This window comes from Acidovorax sp. GW821-FHT11A03 (assembly GCF_058809075.1).
Map to the genome: position 1 here is coordinate 1 of NZ_JBXASG010000011.1, position 18,592 is coordinate 18,592.

Annotated in this window: 17 protein-coding genes; 5 read left to right on the plus strand and 12 right to left on the minus strand. The window is 66.5% G+C overall.

Annotated elements, in window-relative coordinates; translation table 11 throughout:
* Positions 1–123: 123 nt before the first annotated feature.
* Positions 124–792: an RNA pyrophosphohydrolase gene (locus AC1RVY_RS24130; protein WP_218293477.1), complete on the minus strand. Its 669-nt coding sequence runs from the start codon at positions 790–792 to the stop codon at positions 124–126.
* A gap of 92 nt (positions 793–884) precedes the next feature.
* Here AC1RVY_RS24130 and AC1RVY_RS24135 point away from each other — a divergent pair, with 92 nt between their 5' ends.
* Positions 885–2,627, plus strand: coding sequence for a proline--tRNA ligase (locus tag AC1RVY_RS24135; RefSeq protein ID WP_492808631.1), 1,743 nt, complete (start codon positions 885–887; stop codon positions 2,625–2,627).
* Positions 2,624–3,313, plus strand: coding sequence for a lytic transglycosylase domain-containing protein (locus AC1RVY_RS24140; protein ID WP_492808633.1), 690 nt, complete (start codon positions 2,624–2,626; stop codon positions 3,311–3,313). Before AC1RVY_RS24135 ends, AC1RVY_RS24140 begins: the two co-directional genes overlap by 4 nt.
* Before the next feature lie 229 nt (positions 3,314–3,542).
* Here the strand turns inward: AC1RVY_RS24140 and paeA are convergent, their stop codons facing one another.
* The 6 genes from paeA to hemA form a co-directional block, all read right to left on the minus strand.
* A complete protein-coding gene (gene paeA, locus AC1RVY_RS24145; protein WP_369641667.1) occupies positions 3,543–4,892 on the minus strand; it encodes a polyamine export protein PaeA in 1,350 nt (449 codons plus the stop codon).
* A 160-nt stretch (positions 4,893–5,052) separates the two neighbouring features.
* Positions 5,053–6,060 (minus strand): AAA family ATPase, encoded by a 1,008-nt coding sequence (locus AC1RVY_RS24150; RefSeq protein ID WP_369641668.1) that lies wholly within the window; start codon positions 6,058–6,060, stop codon positions 5,053–5,055.
* 157 nt (positions 6,061–6,217) lie between these two features.
* The gene (grxD, locus tag AC1RVY_RS24155) at positions 6,218–6,541 is read right to left on the minus strand and encodes a Grx4 family monothiol glutaredoxin (RefSeq protein ID WP_218293483.1); all 324 of its coding nucleotides are present in this window, start codon (positions 6,539–6,541) and stop codon (positions 6,218–6,220) included.
* A 53-nt stretch (positions 6,542–6,594) separates the two neighbouring features.
* Positions 6,595–7,437 (minus strand): peptide chain release factor N(5)-glutamine methyltransferase, encoded by an 843-nt coding sequence (gene prmC, locus AC1RVY_RS24160; protein WP_492808636.1) that lies wholly within the window; start codon positions 7,435–7,437, stop codon positions 6,595–6,597.
* Between the two features lie 73 nt (positions 7,438–7,510).
* Positions 7,511–8,623 carry a peptide chain release factor 1 gene (gene prfA / locus AC1RVY_RS24165; RefSeq protein WP_218293485.1) on the minus strand — a complete coding sequence of 371 codons (1,113 nt, stop codon included), beginning with the start codon at positions 8,621–8,623 and terminating at the stop codon, positions 7,511–7,513.
* Between the two features lie 115 nt (positions 8,624–8,738).
* On the minus strand, positions 8,739–10,055 hold the full coding sequence (gene hemA / locus AC1RVY_RS24170) for a glutamyl-tRNA reductase (protein WP_218293486.1): 1,317 nt from the start codon (positions 10,053–10,055) through the stop codon (positions 8,739–8,741).
* A gap of 72 nt (positions 10,056–10,127) precedes the next feature.
* Here hemA and AC1RVY_RS24175 point away from each other — a divergent pair, with 72 nt between their 5' ends.
* Positions 10,128–10,406, plus strand: a complete 279-nt coding sequence (locus AC1RVY_RS24175; RefSeq protein ID WP_218340310.1) for a hypothetical protein — start codon at positions 10,128–10,130, stop codon at positions 10,404–10,406.
* Positions 10,407–10,517: 111 nt separating this feature from the next.
* The gene (locus tag AC1RVY_RS24180; protein WP_218293488.1) at positions 10,518–11,489 is read left to right on the plus strand and encodes a Bug family tripartite tricarboxylate transporter substrate binding protein; all 972 of its coding nucleotides are present in this window, start codon (positions 10,518–10,520) and stop codon (positions 11,487–11,489) included.
* A 113-nt stretch (positions 11,490–11,602) separates the two neighbouring features.
* On the opposite strand, the gene ugpQ is transcribed toward AC1RVY_RS24180, so the two are convergent.
* The 5 genes from ugpQ to ugpB all read right to left on the minus strand — a co-directional run bounded on the left by ugpQ (position 11,603) and on the right by ugpB (position 17,003).
* Entirely contained in the window at positions 11,603–12,376 is a 774-nt protein-coding gene (gene ugpQ, locus AC1RVY_RS24185) for a glycerophosphodiester phosphodiesterase (protein ID WP_218293489.1), read from the minus strand.
* 151 nt (positions 12,377–12,527) lie between these two features.
* Positions 12,528–13,532 (minus strand): sn-glycerol-3-phosphate ABC transporter ATP-binding protein UgpC, encoded by a 1,005-nt coding sequence (gene ugpC, locus AC1RVY_RS24190; protein WP_492808638.1) that lies wholly within the window; start codon positions 13,530–13,532, stop codon positions 12,528–12,530.
* 60 nt (positions 13,533–13,592) lie between these two features.
* Positions 13,593–14,444 (minus strand): sn-glycerol-3-phosphate ABC transporter permease UgpE, encoded by an 852-nt coding sequence (gene ugpE, locus AC1RVY_RS24195; protein WP_492808640.1) that lies wholly within the window; start codon positions 14,442–14,444, stop codon positions 13,593–13,595.
* A gap of 149 nt (positions 14,445–14,593) precedes the next feature.
* Positions 14,594–15,475, minus strand: a complete 882-nt coding sequence (gene ugpA, locus AC1RVY_RS24200; RefSeq protein ID WP_218293492.1) for a sn-glycerol-3-phosphate ABC transporter permease UgpA — start codon at positions 15,473–15,475, stop codon at positions 14,594–14,596.
* Between the two features lie 208 nt (positions 15,476–15,683).
* Positions 15,684–17,003: a sn-glycerol-3-phosphate ABC transporter substrate-binding protein UgpB gene (gene ugpB, locus AC1RVY_RS24205; RefSeq protein ID WP_492808641.1), complete on the minus strand. Its 1,320-nt coding sequence runs from the start codon at positions 17,001–17,003 to the stop codon at positions 15,684–15,686.
* A gap of 300 nt (positions 17,004–17,303) precedes the next feature.
* Here ugpB and serA point away from each other — a divergent pair, with 300 nt between their 5' ends.
* Positions 17,304–18,533 carry a phosphoglycerate dehydrogenase gene (gene serA, locus AC1RVY_RS24210; protein ID WP_218293494.1) on the plus strand — a complete coding sequence of 410 codons (1,230 nt, stop codon included), beginning with the start codon at positions 17,304–17,306 and terminating at the stop codon, positions 18,531–18,533.
* The last annotated feature ends 59 nt before the right edge of the window (positions 18,534–18,592 follow it).

Genomic DNA, 18,592 nt, shown 5'->3' on the forward strand with positions numbered 1-18,592 from the left:
ACCCGCAGCCGTCAAGCGGGCATGCTTATGACTGTTCATCCGTCTCTCCTGACTTGAGTTGCTTGGCCTGGTAACCAGCTTCCCAAATCCGAGACGGATGAACAACCTATTGAGACATCACAGCTAGCGCGGCGTGGTGACCGTGGGCAGGCCGTCCAGCTCCCCCGGCACACTGTTCTGCGGGTCGGGATCGAAGCTGGCGCCCGGAGGGAGCTCCATTCCCGGATTGATCAGCATGGACCCGGTCCGGAACATCGTGCCCGCGTGCTCCCCTTCGCGCGTGCGCATGCCGCTGCGCAGGTAGCGGTTGCGCTGCTCGTGGCGGGGCAGGTAGCGCGCCAGTTCCGTGAGGGCCATCTCATAGACGCCTCGCTTGAATTCGACCACCACGTCCAGAGGAACCCAGTAGTCGTTCCAGCGCCAGGCGTCGAATTCCGGGTGGTTGGTGGCACGGAGGTTCAGGTCCCAGTCGTGGCCCACCAGTTGAAGCAGATACCAGATTTGTTTCTGGCCTTTGTAGTGTCCGCGTGCATCGCGGCGGATGTACCGGTCAGGCACCTCATAGCGCAACCAGTCCCGGGTGCGGGCCACCACGCGCACGTGGTTGGGCAATAATCCCACTTCTTCATGCAGTTCACGGAACATGGCCTGTTCGGGGGTTTCACCCCGGTCAATGCCGCCTTGCGGGAACTGCCAGCTGTGGGTGCGTATGCGCTTGCCCCAGAACACCTGGTTTTTCTGGTTGAGCAGGATGATGCCGACGTTCGGCCGAAAGCCGTCCCGGTCAAGCATAATCAAACCCCAAATTTTTAAACTATGTCCATTATGCACGGCGCCTAGCGTGCAGCAAGTGGGCTGCCCCGTTCTGCCCGAAATCGATTCCGATGAAAGCCTCCCAATTCTTTATTTCCACCCTCAAGGAAGCTCCGGCGGATGCCGAAGTGGTCAGCCACAAACTCATGACGCGGGCGGGGCTGATCAAGAAGCTGGGCGCTGGCATCTACAACTACATGCCCATGGGGCTGCGGGTGATCCGCAAGGTCGAGGCCATCGTGCGCGAGGAGATGAACCGCGCGGGGGCCGTGGAGCTGACCATGCCCGTGGTGCAGCCGGCCGAGCTGTGGCAGGAAACGGGCCGTTTCGACAAGATGGGCCCCGAGTTGCTGCGCATCCAGGACCGCCATGGCCGCGATTTCGTGGTGCAGCCCACCAGCGAGGAAGTGATCACTGACATCGCGCGCCAGGAGCTCAAGAGCTACAAGCAGCTGCCCAAGAACTTCTACCAGATCCAGACCAAGTTCCGCGATGAGCGCCGCCCACGCTTTGGCCTCATGCGTGGGCGTGAATTCGTCATGAAGGACGCCTACAGCTTCGACCGCGACCAGGCGGCGGCCAAGGCCAGCTATCAGGTCATGGCACAGGCCTATCGCCGCATTTTTGACCGCTTTGGCCTGACCTACCGCGCCGTGGCGGCCGACAGCGGCGCCATCGGTGGCGACCTCTCCGAAGAGTTCCAGGTGATCGCCGCCACCGGCGAGGACGCCATCGTCTACTGCCCGGCGAGCGACTACGCCGCCAACATGGAAAAGGCCGAAGCCCTGGCCCCCGCCGGTCCACGCGGCGCTGCCACGCGGGCGCTGACCAAGACGGCCACGCCGGGCAAGAGCACCTGCGCCGACGTGGCAGAGCTGCTTGGCGTGCCACTGGCGACCACCGTGAAGTCGCTGGTCCTGGCCACGGACGAAACCAATGAGGCGGGCGAGATCGTCAAGACCCAGGTCTGGCTGCTGCTGCTGCGCGGCGATCACGACATGAACGAGATCAAGGTGGCCAAGGTGCCGGGCATGGCGGGTTTCCGCTTTGCCACGCTCTCCGAAATCGAGGACCACTTTGGCTGCAAGCCCGGCTACCTGGGCCCCATCGGCCTGAAGAAGCCCCTCAAGATCGTGGTGGACCGCGAGGTGGCCGTCATGGCCGACTGGATCTGCGGCGCCAACGAGCCCGATTTCCACATCACCGGCGTCAACTGGGGCCGCGACCTGCCCGAGCCCGATGCCGTGGCCGACCTGCGCAACGTGGTGGCGGGCGACCGCTCGCCCGACGGCAAGGGCGAACTGGCCATCGAACGCGGCATCGAGGTGGGCCACGTGTTCTATCTGGGCACCAAGTACAGCAAGGACATGAACGCCACCTTCCTGGGTGACGACGGCAAGCCAGCCTTCTTCGAGATGGGCTGCTATGGCATCGGCGTCACGCGCCTGCCCGCCGCCGCCATCGAGCAGAACCATGACGAGCGCGGCATCATCTGGCCCGACGCCATCGCTCCGTTCACCGTGGTCGTGTGCCCCGTCGGCATGGACCGCAGCGAGGCCGTCAAGGCCACGGCCGAATCGCTGTATGCGGACCTGCTGGCCGCGGGCGTGGACGTGATCCTGGACGACCGTGGCGAGCGCCCTGGCGCCATGTTCGCCGATTGGGAGCTGATCGGCGTGCCGCACCGCGTGACCATCGGCGACAAGAGCCTCAAGGAGGGCGTGGTCGAATACCAGCATCGCCGTGACACGGCGGCCACCAAGGTGCCCACGGCAGACATCCTGGCCCACGTGAAGGGCCGCATGGCGGTATGAGCGAGGCGCGGCTGGCTTTGGCGGCAGGGGGGACGCCCGAGGGCGGCGGCCTGTCCCGCCGTGCATGCCTGGCCGCCCTGTCCGCCCCCGGGGCGTGGCTGGCGGCCCCTGCAGCGGCGCATGCGGGCGGCCAGCTCGAAGAGCCTCTGATGGACTCCGTGCGCACGGCGCTGAGCTCGGCCATTGCCAACCAGGCCCCGCCCGAACCCGAGTTCTTCACCACCGAGGCCCGCATCCACTACCTGCGCTGGCTGGGCACCATGAGTGACCGGCTGCGCCGCCGCAAACCCGAGTGGGAGATCCGGCGCGACTTCCTGCAGACCGCCTGGTACGAATCCAAGCGCGCCGGGCTCGATGTCTCCCTGGTCCTGGGGCTGATCCAGGTCGAAAGCGCCTTCCGCAAGTTTGCCGTCTCCAGCGTGGGCGCTCGCGGCTACATGCAGGTCATGCCGTTCTGGACGCGCGTGATCGGCGACGGCGATGCGGGCAAGCTATTCCATCTGCAGACCAATCTGCGCTTTGGCTGCGTGATCCTTCGCCACTACATCGACCGGGAGCGGGGTGACCTGTTCATGGCGCTGGGCCGCTACAACGGCAGCCGTGGGCGCTCGCCCTACCCGGATGCGGTGTTTGGCGCCCAGCGCAACTGGCTGTTTGGTGAGAAGCCTCAGCTGCCCGCAGCCTGAAGCGGCCCCCTGCGGCGCCCGGCCTTGGTGCCGACGCAGCCCGGCGCCGGAGGACAGACCGGTGGAATCCGCGCAGCGGCCACCGATACGGATACGGGTGCTCCTATTTTTATAGCTTCTGGCGCTTATGCGGAGGGCGTTGGAGCCCGATTTGATCCATGGTATGGCCGGCCGCTCTGGCAGCCACCGTGGCGCACGGGACCATCCGGGCATGGCCGCGAAGGCATCCCTACTTCACAGGCGCCGCGGTGCTGTCCGCCGGAGGGGGCGCGGCAGGGCTTTCCGCCTGGGGCGCACCCAGGCGGGACACCATCACCTGGTCGATGCGGTAGCTGTCCACGTCCAGCACCTCGAACTTGTAGCCGCCCCAGCTCACGCTGTCCGTGCGGCGCGGTACGCGGCGCAGCATCACCATCAGGAAGCCGGCCAGCGTCTCGTATTCTTCCGCGTGGGGCAATTCGTCGAGCGACAGCGCATGCAGCACGTCTTCGATCGGCGTGACTCCGTCGATGAGCCATGAATTCTCGTCGCGCCGCACGATCTGCTCTTCGTCCGCCGGGCCCACCAGGTCGCCCATCACCGTGCTCATCACGTCGTTCAGGGTCACCACGCCCACCACCAGGCTGTACTCGTTGACGATGACGGCAAAGTCCTCGTGCACCTGGCGGAACTGCTCCAGCACCTCCGAGAGGGTGAGCCGGTCGGGCACGATCAGCACCTTGCGCACCAGGCTGTCGTCCGCCAGCGAGATGGGCTGGTTATTCAGCACGCGCTGGAAGAGATCCTTCGCGTCCACGTAACCCACCACGTGGTCGATATCGCCCTCGCAGACGGGGTAGGTCGAAAACGGCTCGGCCGCGATGCGCAGGCGGATGACGGAGTCGGGCTCGTCGCGCAGGAAGAAGGCGATCCGGTCGCGGGGCGACATGGCGCTGGACACCGTGCGCGTATCCAGCTCGAACACGTTGGTGATGACCTGCTGCTCGCGGGCCGCCAGCACCCCGGCGCGCGCGCCCGCCTCCATCATCGCCAGGATGTCGTCCGAGGTGATGCGGTCATCGCGCAGGGACGACATGCCCAGCACCCGGAACAGCGCATCGGCCCCCCGGCTGTAGAACCACACCACGGGGCGCAGCAGCGTCATGCACCAGGCCATGGGCTGTGCCAGCCGCACCACCAGGCGCTCCGGCTCGGCCATGCCCAGGCGCTTGGGAAACAGGTCGGCAAACAGGATGAACAGCGAGGTGATGACCAGGAACGACGCGAGGAAGCCGGCGGTCTGCGCGGTCGGCTCCGAAAACCACAGTCCGAACAATGCGCTGAAATGGGGGCTCAGCGCTCCCTCGCCCACGATACCGCCGAGGATGGCCACGGCGTTCTGGCCCACCTGCACCACCGTGAAGTAGTCGCCGGGCTGCTCCTGCATGCGCAGCACCCGGTCAGCGCGCGCGTCCCCCTCATCGGCCATCTGGCGCAAACGCAGGCGGCGCGCCGCCGCGAGCGAAATCTCGGCCATCGAAAAAAAGGCGCTGGCCGCGATGAGCAGGCCGATGATGAAAAGGCTTTGGGACAGGGTCATGGGACGGGCTACGGCGAAGGCGGGCAGGGCGCTGGGCAAGCCCCTTGGACAAGTGTAGCGGCCAGCCTGCCTGCCGCCCCAGTGCGCGCCCACGCTGCCGGGGCTGGAGGAGGCCCGCGCCGCGCGGGCGCCTTGGCCGACTTCAGCCGGCGTGCCCTGGCTACTGCATGAAACCCATGCGCCCCTTGGCGCTGGCGGCGCGCGGCAGGTCCGACACCTCCACGGTGCTGCGCTGCGCGAGCCGCGCGTTGCCGAAGCCGGTCATGAGCGCGCGGCGCATCTCGCGCGGCGGCATCTGGGCCAGCTGGTCCAGTACGTCCGGCGTGGGGTCGGGGTCGAGGCGCCGCCCCCAGTCATGCCCCGCGCGGATGCCGTGGTAGAGGTTCAGGGCGATGGTGCGGGCCTGTTCCTGGTTGGGCGGCTGCACCTGGTACACATTCATGCGGTTGAGGATGGGGTCGGGAATGCCCCGTTCATCATTGGCCGTGGTGATCCAGATGACCTGGCTCGCGTCGATGGGGATCTCGGCGAACTCGTCGGTGAAGCTCTGCGCCGTGTCGTGCTCCAGCAGGCTGTACAGCGCGCCCATGGGGTCGTACTGCGCATCGGTGCTGGCCTTGTCGATTTCGTCGACGACGATGACGGGATTGGCGTATTCGCCCTCCACCAGGGCCTCGAACACCTTGCCCGGGCGCGCTCCCTTCCATTGCGCCGACGAGCCCGACAGCAGCCAGCCCGCGGTCATGGAGCTCATGGGCAGCAGGTTCATGCCGGTGCCCAGCAACTCGGCCAGATGGCGCGCGAAGTGGGTCTTGCCGATGCCGGGCGGGCCCAGCAGCAGCATGGGCGTGACCTCCAGGCCGTCGCTGCTGTCCTGCGCCAATGCCACGTGGCGCTTCACGTCGTCCAGCACCTCGGTGAAGTTGGGCAACTGCCCGTACAGGCTGGCCATGTCGGGGATGCCCGACGGCTTGACCTGAAAGCGCTCCGGTCCGCGCTCCAGCATGCGTTCGTAGACGGTGCGCAGGGTTTCGTATTCGCGCTGGTTGCCCGACTCCTGCAGCCGTGCGAGCTTGCGCTCGACATCGCCGGGGTGGAACACGCTGCGCATCTGGGCCACCGGCAGGCGCAGGGCGGGTGGCTGGGGAACAAGGCTATGGCTGGTCATTGCATGCTCCTTCGTGATGTGAGGTCACGCAACCATTCAAGCACACAACATGCCCGCTTCAGCATCGGAAAAGCCCCCGAATGGTGCCGCTGTTGCGGCCAAGCAAAAGGCCGCCCGGGGGCGGCCTTTTCGCAGGGGATGCGCCGGCGGGGCGCTGTCAGCCTTCGGTGCCCAGCACCTGCTTGAGTTCGCCCGACTCGTACATCTCCATCATGATGTCCGAGCCGCCGATGAACTCGCCCTTCACGTACAGCTGGGGAATCGTGGGCCAGTTGCTGTAGTCCTTGATGCCCTGGCGGATTTCGTCGTCCTCGAGCACGTTGACGGTGACCACGGCTTTGGGGTCCACGCCGCAGGCCTTCAGGATCTGGATGGCGCGGCCCGAGAAGCCGCACATGGGGAAGCTGGCGCTGCCCTTCATGAACAGCAGGATGTCGCTGGATTTGACGAGGGCGTCGATGCGTTGCTGGGTGTCGCTCATGGGGATACTCCTTGAAAGAGGCGGGCGAGCCTCACCGGCCCGCGATGGGGGGATTATTTCACTGTCGGCCACTGTCCGCCCGAGCAGCGCGCGATGCCGGCCAGATCGTTGCGGCTTTGCACCTGGATGAAACCGGTGGCGGCGAGCAGGGCCCGCACGGCGGGGGCCTGGTCGTGCCCGTGCTCCAGCAGCAGCCAGCCGCCGGGCCGCAGGTGCGCGGGGGCCTGGGCCACGATGGCGCGGATGTCGTCGAGCCCGTCGGCGCCGCTGGCCAATGCCTGCAGGGGCTCGTGCCTGAGCGCGGCCAGGTGCGGGTCGGCGCTGGCGATGTAGGGGGGGTTGGAGATGATGGCATCGAACAGGCCCGGCACGCCCGCCAGCCAGTTCGCTGGCTGGAACTGCACGGCCAGGTCCAGGCGCCGGGCGTTGGCCTGCGCCACGGCCAGCGCATCGGCGCTCGCGTCCACCGCCAGCACCTGGGCGGTGGGGCGCTGGTGCTGCAGCGCCAGCGCGATGGCGCCGCTGCCGGTGCCCAGGTCCACGACGCGGGGGGCGGGCAACGGGGCCATCACCTCCAGCGCCCAGTCCACCAGCGTTTCGGTGTCGGGGCGCGGGTCCAGCACGCGCGCATCCACCTCCAGGGGCAGGCCGTAGAACTCCTTGCGGCCGGTGAGGTAGGCCACGGGCTCGCCCGCCACGCGGCGCTGGCACAGGGCGATGAACCGGGCGTGCACGGCCTCGTCCAGCGCGTCCGTGTCGTGCGCCAGCAGCCAGGCGCGGCCGGCGTCGGGCCGGGCCAGGGCGTGCAGCAGCAGCAGTTGCGCATCGATGCGTTCCAGGCCCAGGGTGCGGGCCTGGGCCAAAGCCTGGGCCAGGGTGGGGGAGGTGTTGTTCACTACTATTTTAATAGCTACTGGCGCATGTCCATCAAGCGCCAGAGGCCAGTTTGATTCAAATCCTGGATGGAGATCAGCCCGTGGTGCCCATCTCCAGCTCTTCCAGCTGCTCGGCCTCGCGCGCGTGGGCCAGGGCCTGCAGCACGTCGGCCAGGTCGCCTTCCATCACGTACAGCAGCTTGTACAGCGTGAGGTTGATGCGGTGGTCCGTCAGGCGCCCCTGCGGGAAGTTGTAGGTGCGGATGCGGTCGCTGCGGTCGCCGCTGCCGATCAGGCCCTTGCGCAGCGCGGCCTCCTTGGCGGCACGCTCGCTGCGTTCTTTTTCTTGAATGCGCGCCTGCAGCACCTGCAGGGCCTTGGCCTTGTTGGCGTGCTGGCTGCGGCCGTCCTGGCATTCGGCCACGATGCCGGTGGGCAAGTGCACCACGCGCACGGCGGAGTCGGTCTTGTTGATGTGCTGGCCGCCCGCGCCGGATGCGCGGAAGGTGTCGATGCGCAGGTCGGCCGGGTTGAGCTTGATGGCCTCGTGCTCGTCGGGCTCGGGCATCACGGCCACGGTGCAGGCGCTGGTGTGGATGCGGCCCTGTGTTTCGGTGGCGGGCACGCGCTGCACGCGGTGGCCGCCGGACTCGAACTTGAGGGTGCCGTAGACACCGCTACCGGAGGGGCCCGTTCCAGGCTGGCCTTCGATGCGCAGCACGATTTCCTTGTAGCCCCCCAGCTCGGCCGCGTTCTCGCTCACGATCTCCACCTTCCAGCCCACGCGGTCGGCGTAGCGGGTGTACATGCGCGTGAGGTCGCCCGCGAACAGGGCCGATTCGTCGCCGCCCGTGCCGGCGCGGATTTCGACGAACGCATTGCGCGCGTCGTCGGGGTCCTTCGGCAACAGCAGGCGCTGCAATTCGTCTTCCAGCTGCAGCAGTTCGGCTTCGGCACTGGTGATTTCTTCCTGCGCCATCTCGGCCATGTCGGGGTCGGCCAGCATCTCGCGCGCGCCGGCCAGGTCGGCCTCGCGCTGCTGGTAGCGGGCGTAGCGGCCCGCCACCTGCGTGACCTCGGCATGCTCGCGCGAGATGGTGCGGTACTGCGCCATGTCGCTCATGATGTCCTCGCGCGAGAGCAGGAAGTCGAGTTCGCCCAGGCGCTGCGCGTAGCGCTCCAGCTGGCTTCGGAGAAAGGGTTTCATGGAATCCTGGAGAAATGGGTTGCTACGTATTTTGTAGCTGTTAGCGCTTGTGTATCAAGCGCTGAGGGCCGATTTGGCTTGAAATCGGAACGGGCTGGGGTGCGGGCGGGCGCCGCTACAGGCCGTTGTGGGGGGTCTTGCTTTGCGAGCGCAGGAACAGGCGCGAGACGGTCTGGGCCGTCTGGGCGCGCATCTCGGCGTCGCCCGCGCGCAGCTCGGCCAGGGTGCCGTGCAGCATTTTCTGTGTGAGGCCACGCGAGAGGGCTTCGAGCACGGCGTCCACATCCTCGCCCTTGGCCAGCAGCTTCTTGGCGCGCGCGATCTCCAGGGCGCGCCACTCGTCGGTCTGGGCGTTGAGCTGCTGGATCAGCGGCACCACGCCGCCGGTCTCGCCGGCCGGGCTGCGCAGCTCCATCCAGTGCATGAAGCTCTGCACGCCCGCGTCGATGATGGCCTCGGCCTGCGCCACGGCGGCCTGGCGGTTGGCCTGGGCCGTCTGCACCACGGTGGCCAGGTCGTCCACGGTGTACAGGTACACGTCGCCCAGGGCCTTGACCTCGGGTTCGATGTCGCGCGGCACGGCCAGGTCGACCATGAAGATGGGGCGGTGGCGGCGCTTTTTCAGCGCGCGCTCCACGGCGCCCAGGCCGATGATGGGCAGGCTGCTGGCGGTGCAGCTGATGACGGCGTCGAACTCGTGCAGGCGCTCGGGCAGGTCGGCCAGGCGCATCACCTCGCCGCCAAAGCGGGTGGCGAGCTTTTCGCCGCGCTCGAGGGTGCGGTTGGCAATCGCGATCTGCTTGGGGTTCTTGGCCGCGAAGTGCGTGGCGCACAGCTCGATCATTTCGCCCGCGCCGACGAACAGCACGCGGATCTTGCCGAGGTCTTCGAACAACTGGCTGGCCAGGCGCACGGCGGCGGCGGCCATGCTGATGCTGTGCGCGCCGATTTCGGTGCTGGTGCGCACCTCCTTGGCCACGGCGAAGCTGCGCTGGAAGAGCTGGTTGAGCGTGGTGCCCAGGGCGCCAGCGGTCTCGGCGGCGCGCACGGCATCCTTCATCTGGCCCAGGATCTGGGCCTCGCCCAGCACCATCGAGTCGAGCCCGCTGGCCACTCGGAAGGCGTGGCGCGCGACCAGGCTGTCCTCGAGCGTGTAGGAGTGCGAGCGCAGCAGCGCGGGGCTCACGCCGCCGCTCTGGGCCAGCCAGCCCAGCGTGTGGTCCATGGCGGGCTGCTCGCCCGCGCAGTAGATTTCGGTGCGGTTGCAGGTGGAGATGATGGCCGTTTCCACCCCGGGGTGGCGGCTGGAGGTGCCCAGCGACTGGCGCAAACCGTGCAATGTGGGGGCGATCTGGTCGAGCGCGAACGCGAACCGGCCGCGCAGATCGAGCGGCGCGGTGGTGTGGTTGATGCCGAGGGCCCAGACTGCCATAGTTCCCGATTATAAAATTGTTGGCCCGAACAGGCGGCCTTGCCTGTTCAAGCCTTGATGTGGGTCAATTCCATGGGTCCTCTGGACGTTTTCAATCACCTGCTCAACTTCGTGGCACCCGCCGCGGCCGTGGCCCTGCTGCTTGCCTTGTCGGGGCGCTTCATCGGCTCCAGAACACCCCTGCCGCTGTCTGGCGGGTCTCGCCTTGCGATCGTCTTCACCGTGGGCGTGGCAACCCTGGCCGCCGGACTGGTGGTGTGGGGGCGCGACGGCCGTATGCTGACCTATGCCGCGCTGGTGGTGGCCTGCGCCACCTGCCAGTGGGTGCTGGTGCGCGGCTGGAAGGCCTGACCGGCCGCACACCCGCGCGCAATGCCGTGCCATGCCCCGCACCCGCCGCCGGGCGGGGCGGGTGCACACTCCCCGATCCTCAACAACACAAAAACCTGGAGATAGAACACGATGACGCTCAAGCATTCCTGGCCCGTACTGGCCGCGGGGCTCGCCCTGTCGGTGGCCGCGCAGGCCCAGCAGGCCTTTCCTTCCAAGCCCGTGCGCATCGTCATCGGCTTTCCGGCCGGCGGCCCGCTGGACCAGCATGCACGCTTGCTCACCGACAAGCTGCAGGCCGTGCTGGGCCAGCCCGTGGTGGTGGACTACAAGGCCGGTGCGGGTGGCACCGTGGGCGCGCAAGACGTGATGAAAGCGCCGCCCGACGGCCACACCATCATGCTGGCCAACACGGGCGTGATGGTGATCAACCCCGGGCTCTACAGCCGCCTGCCGTATTCCACGCTCAAGGATTTTGTGCCCATCGCGCGCACCGCCATGCAGCCGCTGGCCCTTTTGGTGAACCCTGGCGTGCCCGCCAAGAACCTGCAGGAGTTCATGGCCTACGCCAAGTCGCGGCCGGGCCAGGTCAACTTCGGCTCGGCGGGCAATGGCGGCATCAGCCACCTGGTGCCCGAGATGTTCAAGACGGCCACCGGCCTGTTCATGGTGCACATCCCCTACCGGGGCAGCGCACCCGCGTTCACGGACCTCATGGGCGGCCAGGTGCAGTTCATGGCCGAAAGCATTCCGCAGGCCGCCAGCTACCACAAGCAGGGCAAGGTGCGCGCCCTGGCCGTGACCAGCAAGGAGCGCAACCCCGCGCTGCCTGACGTGCCCACGGTGATCGAGAGCGGCATCAAGGGTTTCGAGGTGGTGGGCTTCTACGGCTTCCTGGCTCCGGCCGGGACACCCAAGGACGTTGTCAACAAGCTCAGCGATGCCTTCGGCCAGGTGCTGCAGATGCCCGAGGTGCGCAACCGCATGGTGACCCAGGGGGCGGACCCAGCCTTCCTGGGGTCGGACGACTTCGCGAAATTCCTGGCTGCAGAGATGCCGCGCTGGGCCGACGCGGTGAAGAAGTCGGGCGCTAAATTGGACTGACCCCCTGAGGCGCTGCGCGCCTTCCCCCTGGAAGGGGTATGCCACCGGTGGCCCGGCAAAGCCGGTTCCACGGTGGCGCGGGCCTTGGGGCGGGGTTGGGGCGACGGCAGGCCCTAGGGCGTGGCGGGCGAAAAAAAGTCCACGCGGTCGGTGATGATGCCGTCGGTTTCCAGGTGGAGGAGCCGCTGCGCGGCCCAGTCGTCGTTCACCGTGTAGCTCAGCGCACGCAGGCCCGCGCCGTGGACCTGCGCGACCAGCGCCGCATCCCACAGTGCGTGGTTGCACACGATGGCCACGCAGCCTAGCTGGCGGGCCAGGTCCAGCCAGCCGTCGCGCAACGTGTCTAGCAGCAGCGCGCGCGGAATGTGGGGGGCCGTGGCCCGGGCGCCCGCCAGCGCGTCGGGCTGGAAGGATGAGAACAGGGGCTGCACGGCCTGGCCCTGCCACAGACGCGCCGCATGTTCCCCCACCACCCGGCCCGTTTTTTCCTCGACCCCGGGCGTTGGCTTGATCTCGATGTTCAGGAAGAAGCCGTTGGCGATGCAATAGCGCGCCGTGTTCTCCAGGGTGGGCAACGGCTCGCCCGCGTGGGTGCGCGAATGCCAGCTGCCCGCGTCCAGCTGGGCCAATGCGCTCCAGGGGTGATCGCCCCCGGTGCGGCTGGCGGTGGTGCCCAGCGCCTGCGCCGCGTTGGTGGTGCGGTCCAGCGTGGCGTCGTGCATCAGGAATGGCACGCCGTCGGCACTCAGCTTGGCGTCGCACTCGAACATGCGGTAGCCATGCCGGGCGCCCAGCCGGAACGCGGCCAGGGTGTTTTCAGGGGCCAGCTTGCCGGCGCCACGGTGGGCGATCCAGCGGGGGTAGGGCCAGGGAGTAGACATGGTCATCTTGCCTCGTGGTTTGCGTGCCACGCCACGGTGGCCACTGGCACGGCACCGCGCGCGGACCCGAGCAAGGGCCGCCCCGCAGCGACGGCGTCGTCCCCCTTTCCGGCGCAGCCGGGAGAAGGGGAAAGCGGCGAAGCCGCTCAGGGGTGGGTCACTTTCTTTTTCCGGTGGTGGCGTCGAACGCATGCAGGCGGTCTGGGCGCGGCACCACGTGGATCACCGAGTCAGGCGCGGGCGCATGGGTGCCTTCTTCCACGCGCACAATGATCTGGTCGCCATGGATGCGGCCGTAGATGAGGCGCTCGGCGCCCAGCAGCTCCACCGTCTCGACCTTGACTTCCCAACCTTCGCTGCGCACGTCCAGGTGCTCGGGGCGGATGCCCAGGATGGTGCCGGGCGCGGCGCTGGGGGCGTTCTTGAGCAGGTTCATGGGCGGCGAGCCGATGAAGCTGGCCACGAAGGTGGTGGCGGGCGTGTGGTAGACCTCTTCGGGCGTGCCGAACTGCTCCATGTTGCCGGCGTTCATCACGATCATGCGCTGCGCCAGCGTCATGGCCTCGACCTGGTCATGCGTCACGAACAGGCTGGTGATGCCCAGTTCGCGGTGCAGCTTCTGGATCTCGAGGCGGGTCTGGGCGCGCAGCTTGGCGTCCAGGTTGGACAGCGGCTCGTCGAACAGGAACACCTGGGGCTGGCGCACGATGGCACGGCCCATGGCCACCCGCTGGCGCTGGCCGCCCGACAGCTCGCGCGGCTTGCGTTCGAGCAGATGGCCCAGTTCGAGGATCTTGGCGGCCTTGTCCACGCGCGCCCTGATTTCCTCCTTGGGCACCTTGGCGATCTTCAGGCCATAGGCCATGTTGTCGAAGTTCGTCATGTGCGGGTACAGCGCGTAGTTCTGGAACACCATCGCGATGTCACGCTGGGCGGGTTCCAGGTTGTTCACCACGCGGTCGCCGATGCGAAGCTCGCCGCCGGAGATTTCCTCCAGGCCCGCGACCATGCGCAGCAGGGTGGATTTGCCGCAGCCCGAGGGGCCCACGATGACGATGAACTCGCCGTCCTGGACCTCGGCGTTCACGCCGTGGATCACCTGGTTGGCCTTGGGGCCATGGCCGTAGCGCTTGATGATGTTGCGAAGGGAGATGGATGCCATGATGCAATGAATTTGATAGCTACAAGTGCTGAATGGATAAGCGCTGGCAGGGGTTTTGTCTTATTTCTCGGTGTCCACCAGGCCCTTGACGAACCAGCGCTGCATGACCACCACCACGAAGGCCGGAGGCAGCATGGCCAGGAGGGCCGTGGCCATCACGATGTTCCATTCGTTGCCCGCGTCGCCGCCTGCCAGCATGCGCTTGATGCCGATCACCACGGGGTACATGTCTTCCGAGGTGGTCACCAGCAGCGGCCACAGGTACTGGTTCCAGCCGTAGATGAACTGGATCACGAACAGCGCGGCAATCGAGGTGCGCGACAGCGGCACCAGGATGTCCTTGAAGAAGCGCATGGGGCCCGCGCCGTCCACGCGGGCGGCTTCCACCAGTTCGTCGGGCACCGTGAGGAAGAACTGCCGGAACAGGAACGTGGCGGTGGCCGACGCGATCAGCGGCACCGTGAGGCCCGCATACGTGTTGAGCATGCCCAGGTCCGACACCACCTGGTAGGTGGGGCCGATGCGCACTTCCACCGGCAGCATCAGCGTGATGAAGATCAGCCAGAAGCAGATGCCCTTGAAGGGGAAGCGGAAGTACACGATGGCGAACGCAGACAGCAGCGAGATGGCGATCTTGCCCAGCGTGATGACGATGGCGGTGACGAAGCTCACCCACATCATGCGCGCCACCGGCGCGGTGGAGCCCGCGCCCGTGCCGCCGCCGAACAGGGCGTCGTGGTAGGTCTGCCAGAAGTTGCCGCCGGGCACCATGGGCATGGGCACCTGCACGATGTCCTGCGCGGTGTGGGTCGAGGCCACGAAGGCCAGGTACAGCGGAAAGCCGACGATGATCACGCCCAGCACCATGATGAGGTGCGAGAACGTGGTGAGATAAGGACTGCGCTCTACCATGCGAGGGCTCCAGGAGAGAGGGGCGATGAAGAAGACATGCGTGAATTAAGGAGGGCCAATGCGCGTGCCACCGCGGAACCGGCTTTGCCGGGCCGCTGGAGGCGCCCCCTCGAGGGGGAGGCGCCACAGGCGCTTCGGGGGGGAGTCATCTAGTACTGCACTTTCTTCTCGACGTAGCGGAACTGGATCACGGTGAGCACCACCACGATCACCATCAGCACCACCGACTGCGCGGCCGATCCGCCCATGTCCATGGCCTTGAACCCATCGTGGTACACCTTGTAGACCAGGATGGCGGTATCGCGGCCCGGGCCGCCCTGCGTGGTGGCGTCCACGATGGCGAAGGTGTCGAAGAAGGCATACACCACGTTGATCACGAGCAGGAAGAACGTGGTGGGCGAGAGCAGCGGAAACTGGATGCTCCAGAACCTGCGCCAGGGGCCCGCGCCATCAATGGCTGCGGCTTCGATGAGCGACTTGGGGATGGACTGCAGGCCCGCCAGGAAGAACAGGAAGTTGTAGGAGATCTGCTTCCACACCGCGGCGATCACGATCAGCGCCATGGCGTGGTCGGAGTTGAGCATGTGGTTCCAGTCGAAGCCCGACTGGCGCAGCATGTAGGCCACCACCCCGAGCGACGGCGAGAACATGAACATCCACAGCACGCCCGCCACGGCGGGTGCCACGGCATAGGGCAGCAGCAGCGCGGTCTTGTAGACCATCGCGCCCTTGATGATGCGGTCGGCGAAGATCGCCAGGATCAGCGACAGGCTGATGCCGCTGACCGCCACCAGGATCGAGAAGAAGGCGGTGGTCTTGAACGACGCCAGATAGCCCGGGTCCTGGAACAGATCCCGGAAGTTGTCGAAACCGACCCATTCCCTCGAGAAGCCGAAGGAATCCTGCATCTGGAACGACTGCACCAGGGCCTGGCCTGCGGGCCAGAAGAAGAAGACGCTGATGATGGCCAGCTGGGGTGCCAGAAGCACCCACGGCAGCCACGCAGAGCGAAAGAGAACGCGTTTTTCCATGTCCAGACTCTCAAAAAATGCCCCCGTGCTGACTGTTGCGCAGGGGCGCTGCCCCTCCGGGGGGGGGCCGCTTTTTGCCCCGGGGCAGCCCGGCGGCAAAAAAAGACAACCCGCCGCCCAGTGAACCGCAGGGGTTTACAGGGGCGGCGGGCTTTCGATGTCCCCAGGCCGCAAGGGCCCGGTCGCATCCATAGGCGCTCGTCAGAACTTACTTGTTGGCGCGCGCGAACCGGGCCAGCTGTTCGTTGCCGCGGGTCACGGCCGTGTCCAGCGCCTCCTTGGGGGTCTTCTTGCCCGACCAGATCTGTTCGGTTTCCTCGTCGATGATGGAACGGATCTGCACGAAGTTGCCCAGGCGGATGCCGCGCGACTTGTCGGTGGCCTTGCGGATCATCTGCGTGACGGCGACGTCGGTGCCGGGGTTCTTTTCATAGAAGCCCGAGGCTTCGGTGAGCTTGTAGGCGGCCGTGGTCACGGGCAGGTAGCCCGTGCGCTGGTGGCTGGCCGCCTGCACCTTGGTGTCGTTCAGGAAGTTCAGGAAGTCGGCCACGCCCTTGTACTCTTCGGTCTTCTTGCCGGCCATCACCCAGAGGCTGGCGCCGCCGATGGCGGTGTTCTGGGGCGCGCCCTTCACGTCGGCGTAGTAGGGCAGGGCCGAGATGCCATAGGCGAACTTGGCTTCCTTGGCCACGCGGGCGTACAGGCCCGACGAGCCCGTGATCATGGCGCACTCGCCCGAGGGGAAGGAGGCGTCCGGCACATTGCCGCGGCCCTTGTAGACGAAGCTACCGTCCTTGGAGGCCTTGGCCAGGTTCTCGAAGTGGCGCACGTGCAGCGGCGTGTTGATCTGCAGCTGGGCGTCGTTGCCGTCAAAGCCGTTGTTCTTGGACGCGAACAGCGTGTTGTGCCACAGCGAGAAGCTCTCCAGCTGCGTCCAGCTGATCCAGCTCGTGGTGAACGGGCAGCTGTGGCCGCTGGCCTTGAGCTTGGACGCGGCGGCGAACACCTCGGGCCATGTCTTGGGCGGGGTGTTGGGGTCCAGGCCCGCCTTCTTGAAGGCGTCCTTGTTGTAATAGAAGATGGTGGTGGAGCTGTTGAGCGGGTAGCTCAGCATCTGGCCGTTGGGCGCGGTGTAGTAGCCGGCCACGGCCGACACGTACTGGGTGGGGTCGAACTTGAAGCCGCCGTCGTTGAGCACCTTGGCCGCGGGCACGATGGCACCCTTGCTGGCCATCATGGTGGCGGTGCCTACTTCGAACACCTGGAGGATGTGGGGTGCATTGCCCGCACGGAACGCGGCGATGGCGCCCGTCATCGATTCGTCATACGTACCCTTGTAGGTGGGCACGACCTTGTACTTGGTCTGGCTCGCGTTGTACTGTTTTGACAGGTCGTTGACCCAATCGCCGAGCGCTGCGCTCATCGAATGCCACCACTGAATCTCGACCGGCGCCTGAGCCTGGGCTTGTGCAGGCAGGCACGCCGACATGGCGATGGCAGCGCAGACCGCCAGATGCTTCGTTTGCATGAATATTTCCTCCGAGGATGACAAAAAGCACAAGGGCCGGATGCTATGCAGCCGATGTGACATTGATATGTCGTTGTCGCATGAGCCTGTCGCTTGCAACAACCGGGGAAACCCCTTGGGGTCCCCATGAGGGAAGCGATTGTGACTCTTTTGTGACAAGGTGTGGCGCATTTGCCGAGGCTTGCAAGGTTTTGTGCAATGCACCATGCTGTCGGTCGCGCGCAGGCCTCTGCCGCGCCGGTTCGTTCGCGTCGTCGCGCGCCGGTTGCTTTTCCCCTCTCCTCCTTCTTCCTTATTGCCATGGCCATCAATTCGCTGGACAAGAACAAGATCAAATTCCTGTTGCTCGAGGGCATCCACCCTTCCGCGGTGGATGTGATCCGCGGTGCCGGCTACACCCAGATCGAGACGGTGTCCGGCGCGCTGCCCGACGACGAACTCAAGCGCAAGATTGCCGACGTGCACTTCGTGGGCATCCGTTCGCGCACGCAGCTCACCGAGGAGGTGTTTGCGCAGGCGCACAAGCTGGTGGCCGTGGGCTGTTTTTGCATCGGCACCAACCAGGTGGACCTGAACGCGGCGCGCGAGCGCGGCATTGCCGTTTTCAATGCCCCGTATTCCAACACCCGTTCGGTGGCCGAGCTGGTGCTGGCCGAGGCCATCCTGCTGCTGCGCGGCATTCCGGAGAAAAACGCGGTGGCCCACCGTGGGGGCTGGCTCAAGTCGGCCGATAACGCCTATGAGATCCGGGGCAAGACGCTGGGCATCGTGGGCTACGGCTCCATCGGCACGCAGCTGTCGGTGCTGGCCGAGGCCATGGGCATGCAGGTGGCCTTCTTCGACGTGGTGAGCAAGCTGCCCCTGGGCAACGCGCGCCAGGTGCAGCATCTGCACGACCTGCTGGGCCAGAGCGACATCGTGAGCCTGCACGTGCCCGAGCTGCCGTCCACCGAGGGAATGATCGGCGCGGCCGAGATCGCCGCCATGAAGCCCGGTGGCATCCTCATCAACGCCGCGCGCGGCACGGTGGTGGATATCGAGGCCCTGGCCGGGGCCCTCAAGGCCAAGAAACTGCTGGGCGCCGCCATCGATGTGTTCCCGGTGGAGCCGCGCACCAACAAGGACGAGTTCCAGTCGCCCCTGCGCGGGCTGGACAACGTGATCCTCACGCCCCATGTCGGCGGCTCCACCATGGAGGCGCAGGCCAACATCGGCCTTGAAGTGGCGGAAAAGCTCGTGAAGTACAGCGACAACGGCACCAGCACCTCGTCGGTCAATTTCCCCGAGGTCGCGCTGCCCGCGCACCCTGGCAAGCATCGCCTGCTGCACATCCACCGCAACGTGCCGGGCGTGCTGTCGGAGATCAACCGCATCTTCTCGGACAACCAGATCAACATCTCGGCCCAGTACCTGCAGACCAACGAGAAGATCGGCTACGTGGTCATCGACATCGACGCGGCCTCGTCCGACCTGGCGCTGGACAAGCTGGCGAAGGTCGGCGGCACGCTGCGCAGCCGGGTGCTGTTCTGAACGGGAGGTTTTGCCTGGGCGGGGCGGGCGCCGGCAAGGGAAGGCACGGTGGCATAAAA

Excerpts from the sequence above, each read along its gene's own strand:
- prfA (WP_218293485.1), bottom strand. The coding sequence starts at position 8,623 with ATGAAACCCTTTCTCCGAAGCCAGCTGGAGCGCTACGCGCAGCGCCTG.
- AC1RVY_RS24175 (WP_218340310.1), top strand. The coding sequence starts at position 10,128 with ATGGGTCCTCTGGACGTTTTCAATCACCTGCTCAACTTCGTGGCACCC.
- grxD (WP_218293483.1), bottom strand. The coding sequence starts at position 6,541 with ATGAGCGACACCCAGCAACGCATCGACGCCCTCGTCAAATCCAGCGAC.
- AC1RVY_RS24140 (WP_492808633.1), top strand. The coding sequence starts at position 2,624 with ATGAGCGAGGCGCGGCTGGCTTTGGCGGCAGGGGGGACGCCCGAGGGC.
- ugpE (WP_492808640.1), bottom strand. The coding sequence starts at position 14,444 with ATGGTAGAGCGCAGTCCTTATCTCACCACGTTCTCGCACCTCATCATG.
- AC1RVY_RS24135 (WP_492808631.1), top strand. The coding sequence starts at position 885 with ATGAAAGCCTCCCAATTCTTTATTTCCACCCTCAAGGAAGCTCCGGCG.
- ugpC (WP_492808638.1), bottom strand. The coding sequence starts at position 13,532 with ATGGCATCCATCTCCCTTCGCAACATCATCAAGCGCTACGGCCATGGC.
- AC1RVY_RS24130 (WP_218293477.1), bottom strand. The coding sequence starts at position 792 with ATGCTTGACCGGGACGGCTTTCGGCCGAACGTCGGCATCATCCTGCTC.
- AC1RVY_RS24180 (WP_218293488.1), top strand. The coding sequence starts at position 10,518 with ATGACGCTCAAGCATTCCTGGCCCGTACTGGCCGCGGGGCTCGCCCTG.
- AC1RVY_RS24150 (WP_369641668.1), bottom strand. The coding sequence starts at position 6,060 with ATGACCAGCCATAGCCTTGTTCCCCAGCCACCCGCCCTGCGCCTGCCG.
- ugpA (WP_218293492.1), bottom strand. The coding sequence starts at position 15,475 with ATGGAAAAACGCGTTCTCTTTCGCTCTGCGTGGCTGCCGTGGGTGCTT.
- paeA (WP_369641667.1), bottom strand. The coding sequence starts at position 4,892 with ATGACCCTGTCCCAAAGCCTTTTCATCATCGGCCTGCTCATCGCGGCC.
- ugpQ (WP_218293489.1), bottom strand. The coding sequence starts at position 12,376 with ATGACCATGTCTACTCCCTGGCCCTACCCCCGCTGGATCGCCCACCGT.
- serA (WP_218293494.1), top strand. The coding sequence starts at position 17,304 with ATGGCCATCAATTCGCTGGACAAGAACAAGATCAAATTCCTGTTGCTC.
- ugpB (WP_492808641.1), bottom strand. The coding sequence starts at position 17,003 with ATGCAAACGAAGCATCTGGCGGTCTGCGCTGCCATCGCCATGTCGGCG.
- hemA (WP_218293486.1), bottom strand. The coding sequence starts at position 10,055 with ATGGCAGTCTGGGCCCTCGGCATCAACCACACCACCGCGCCGCTCGAT.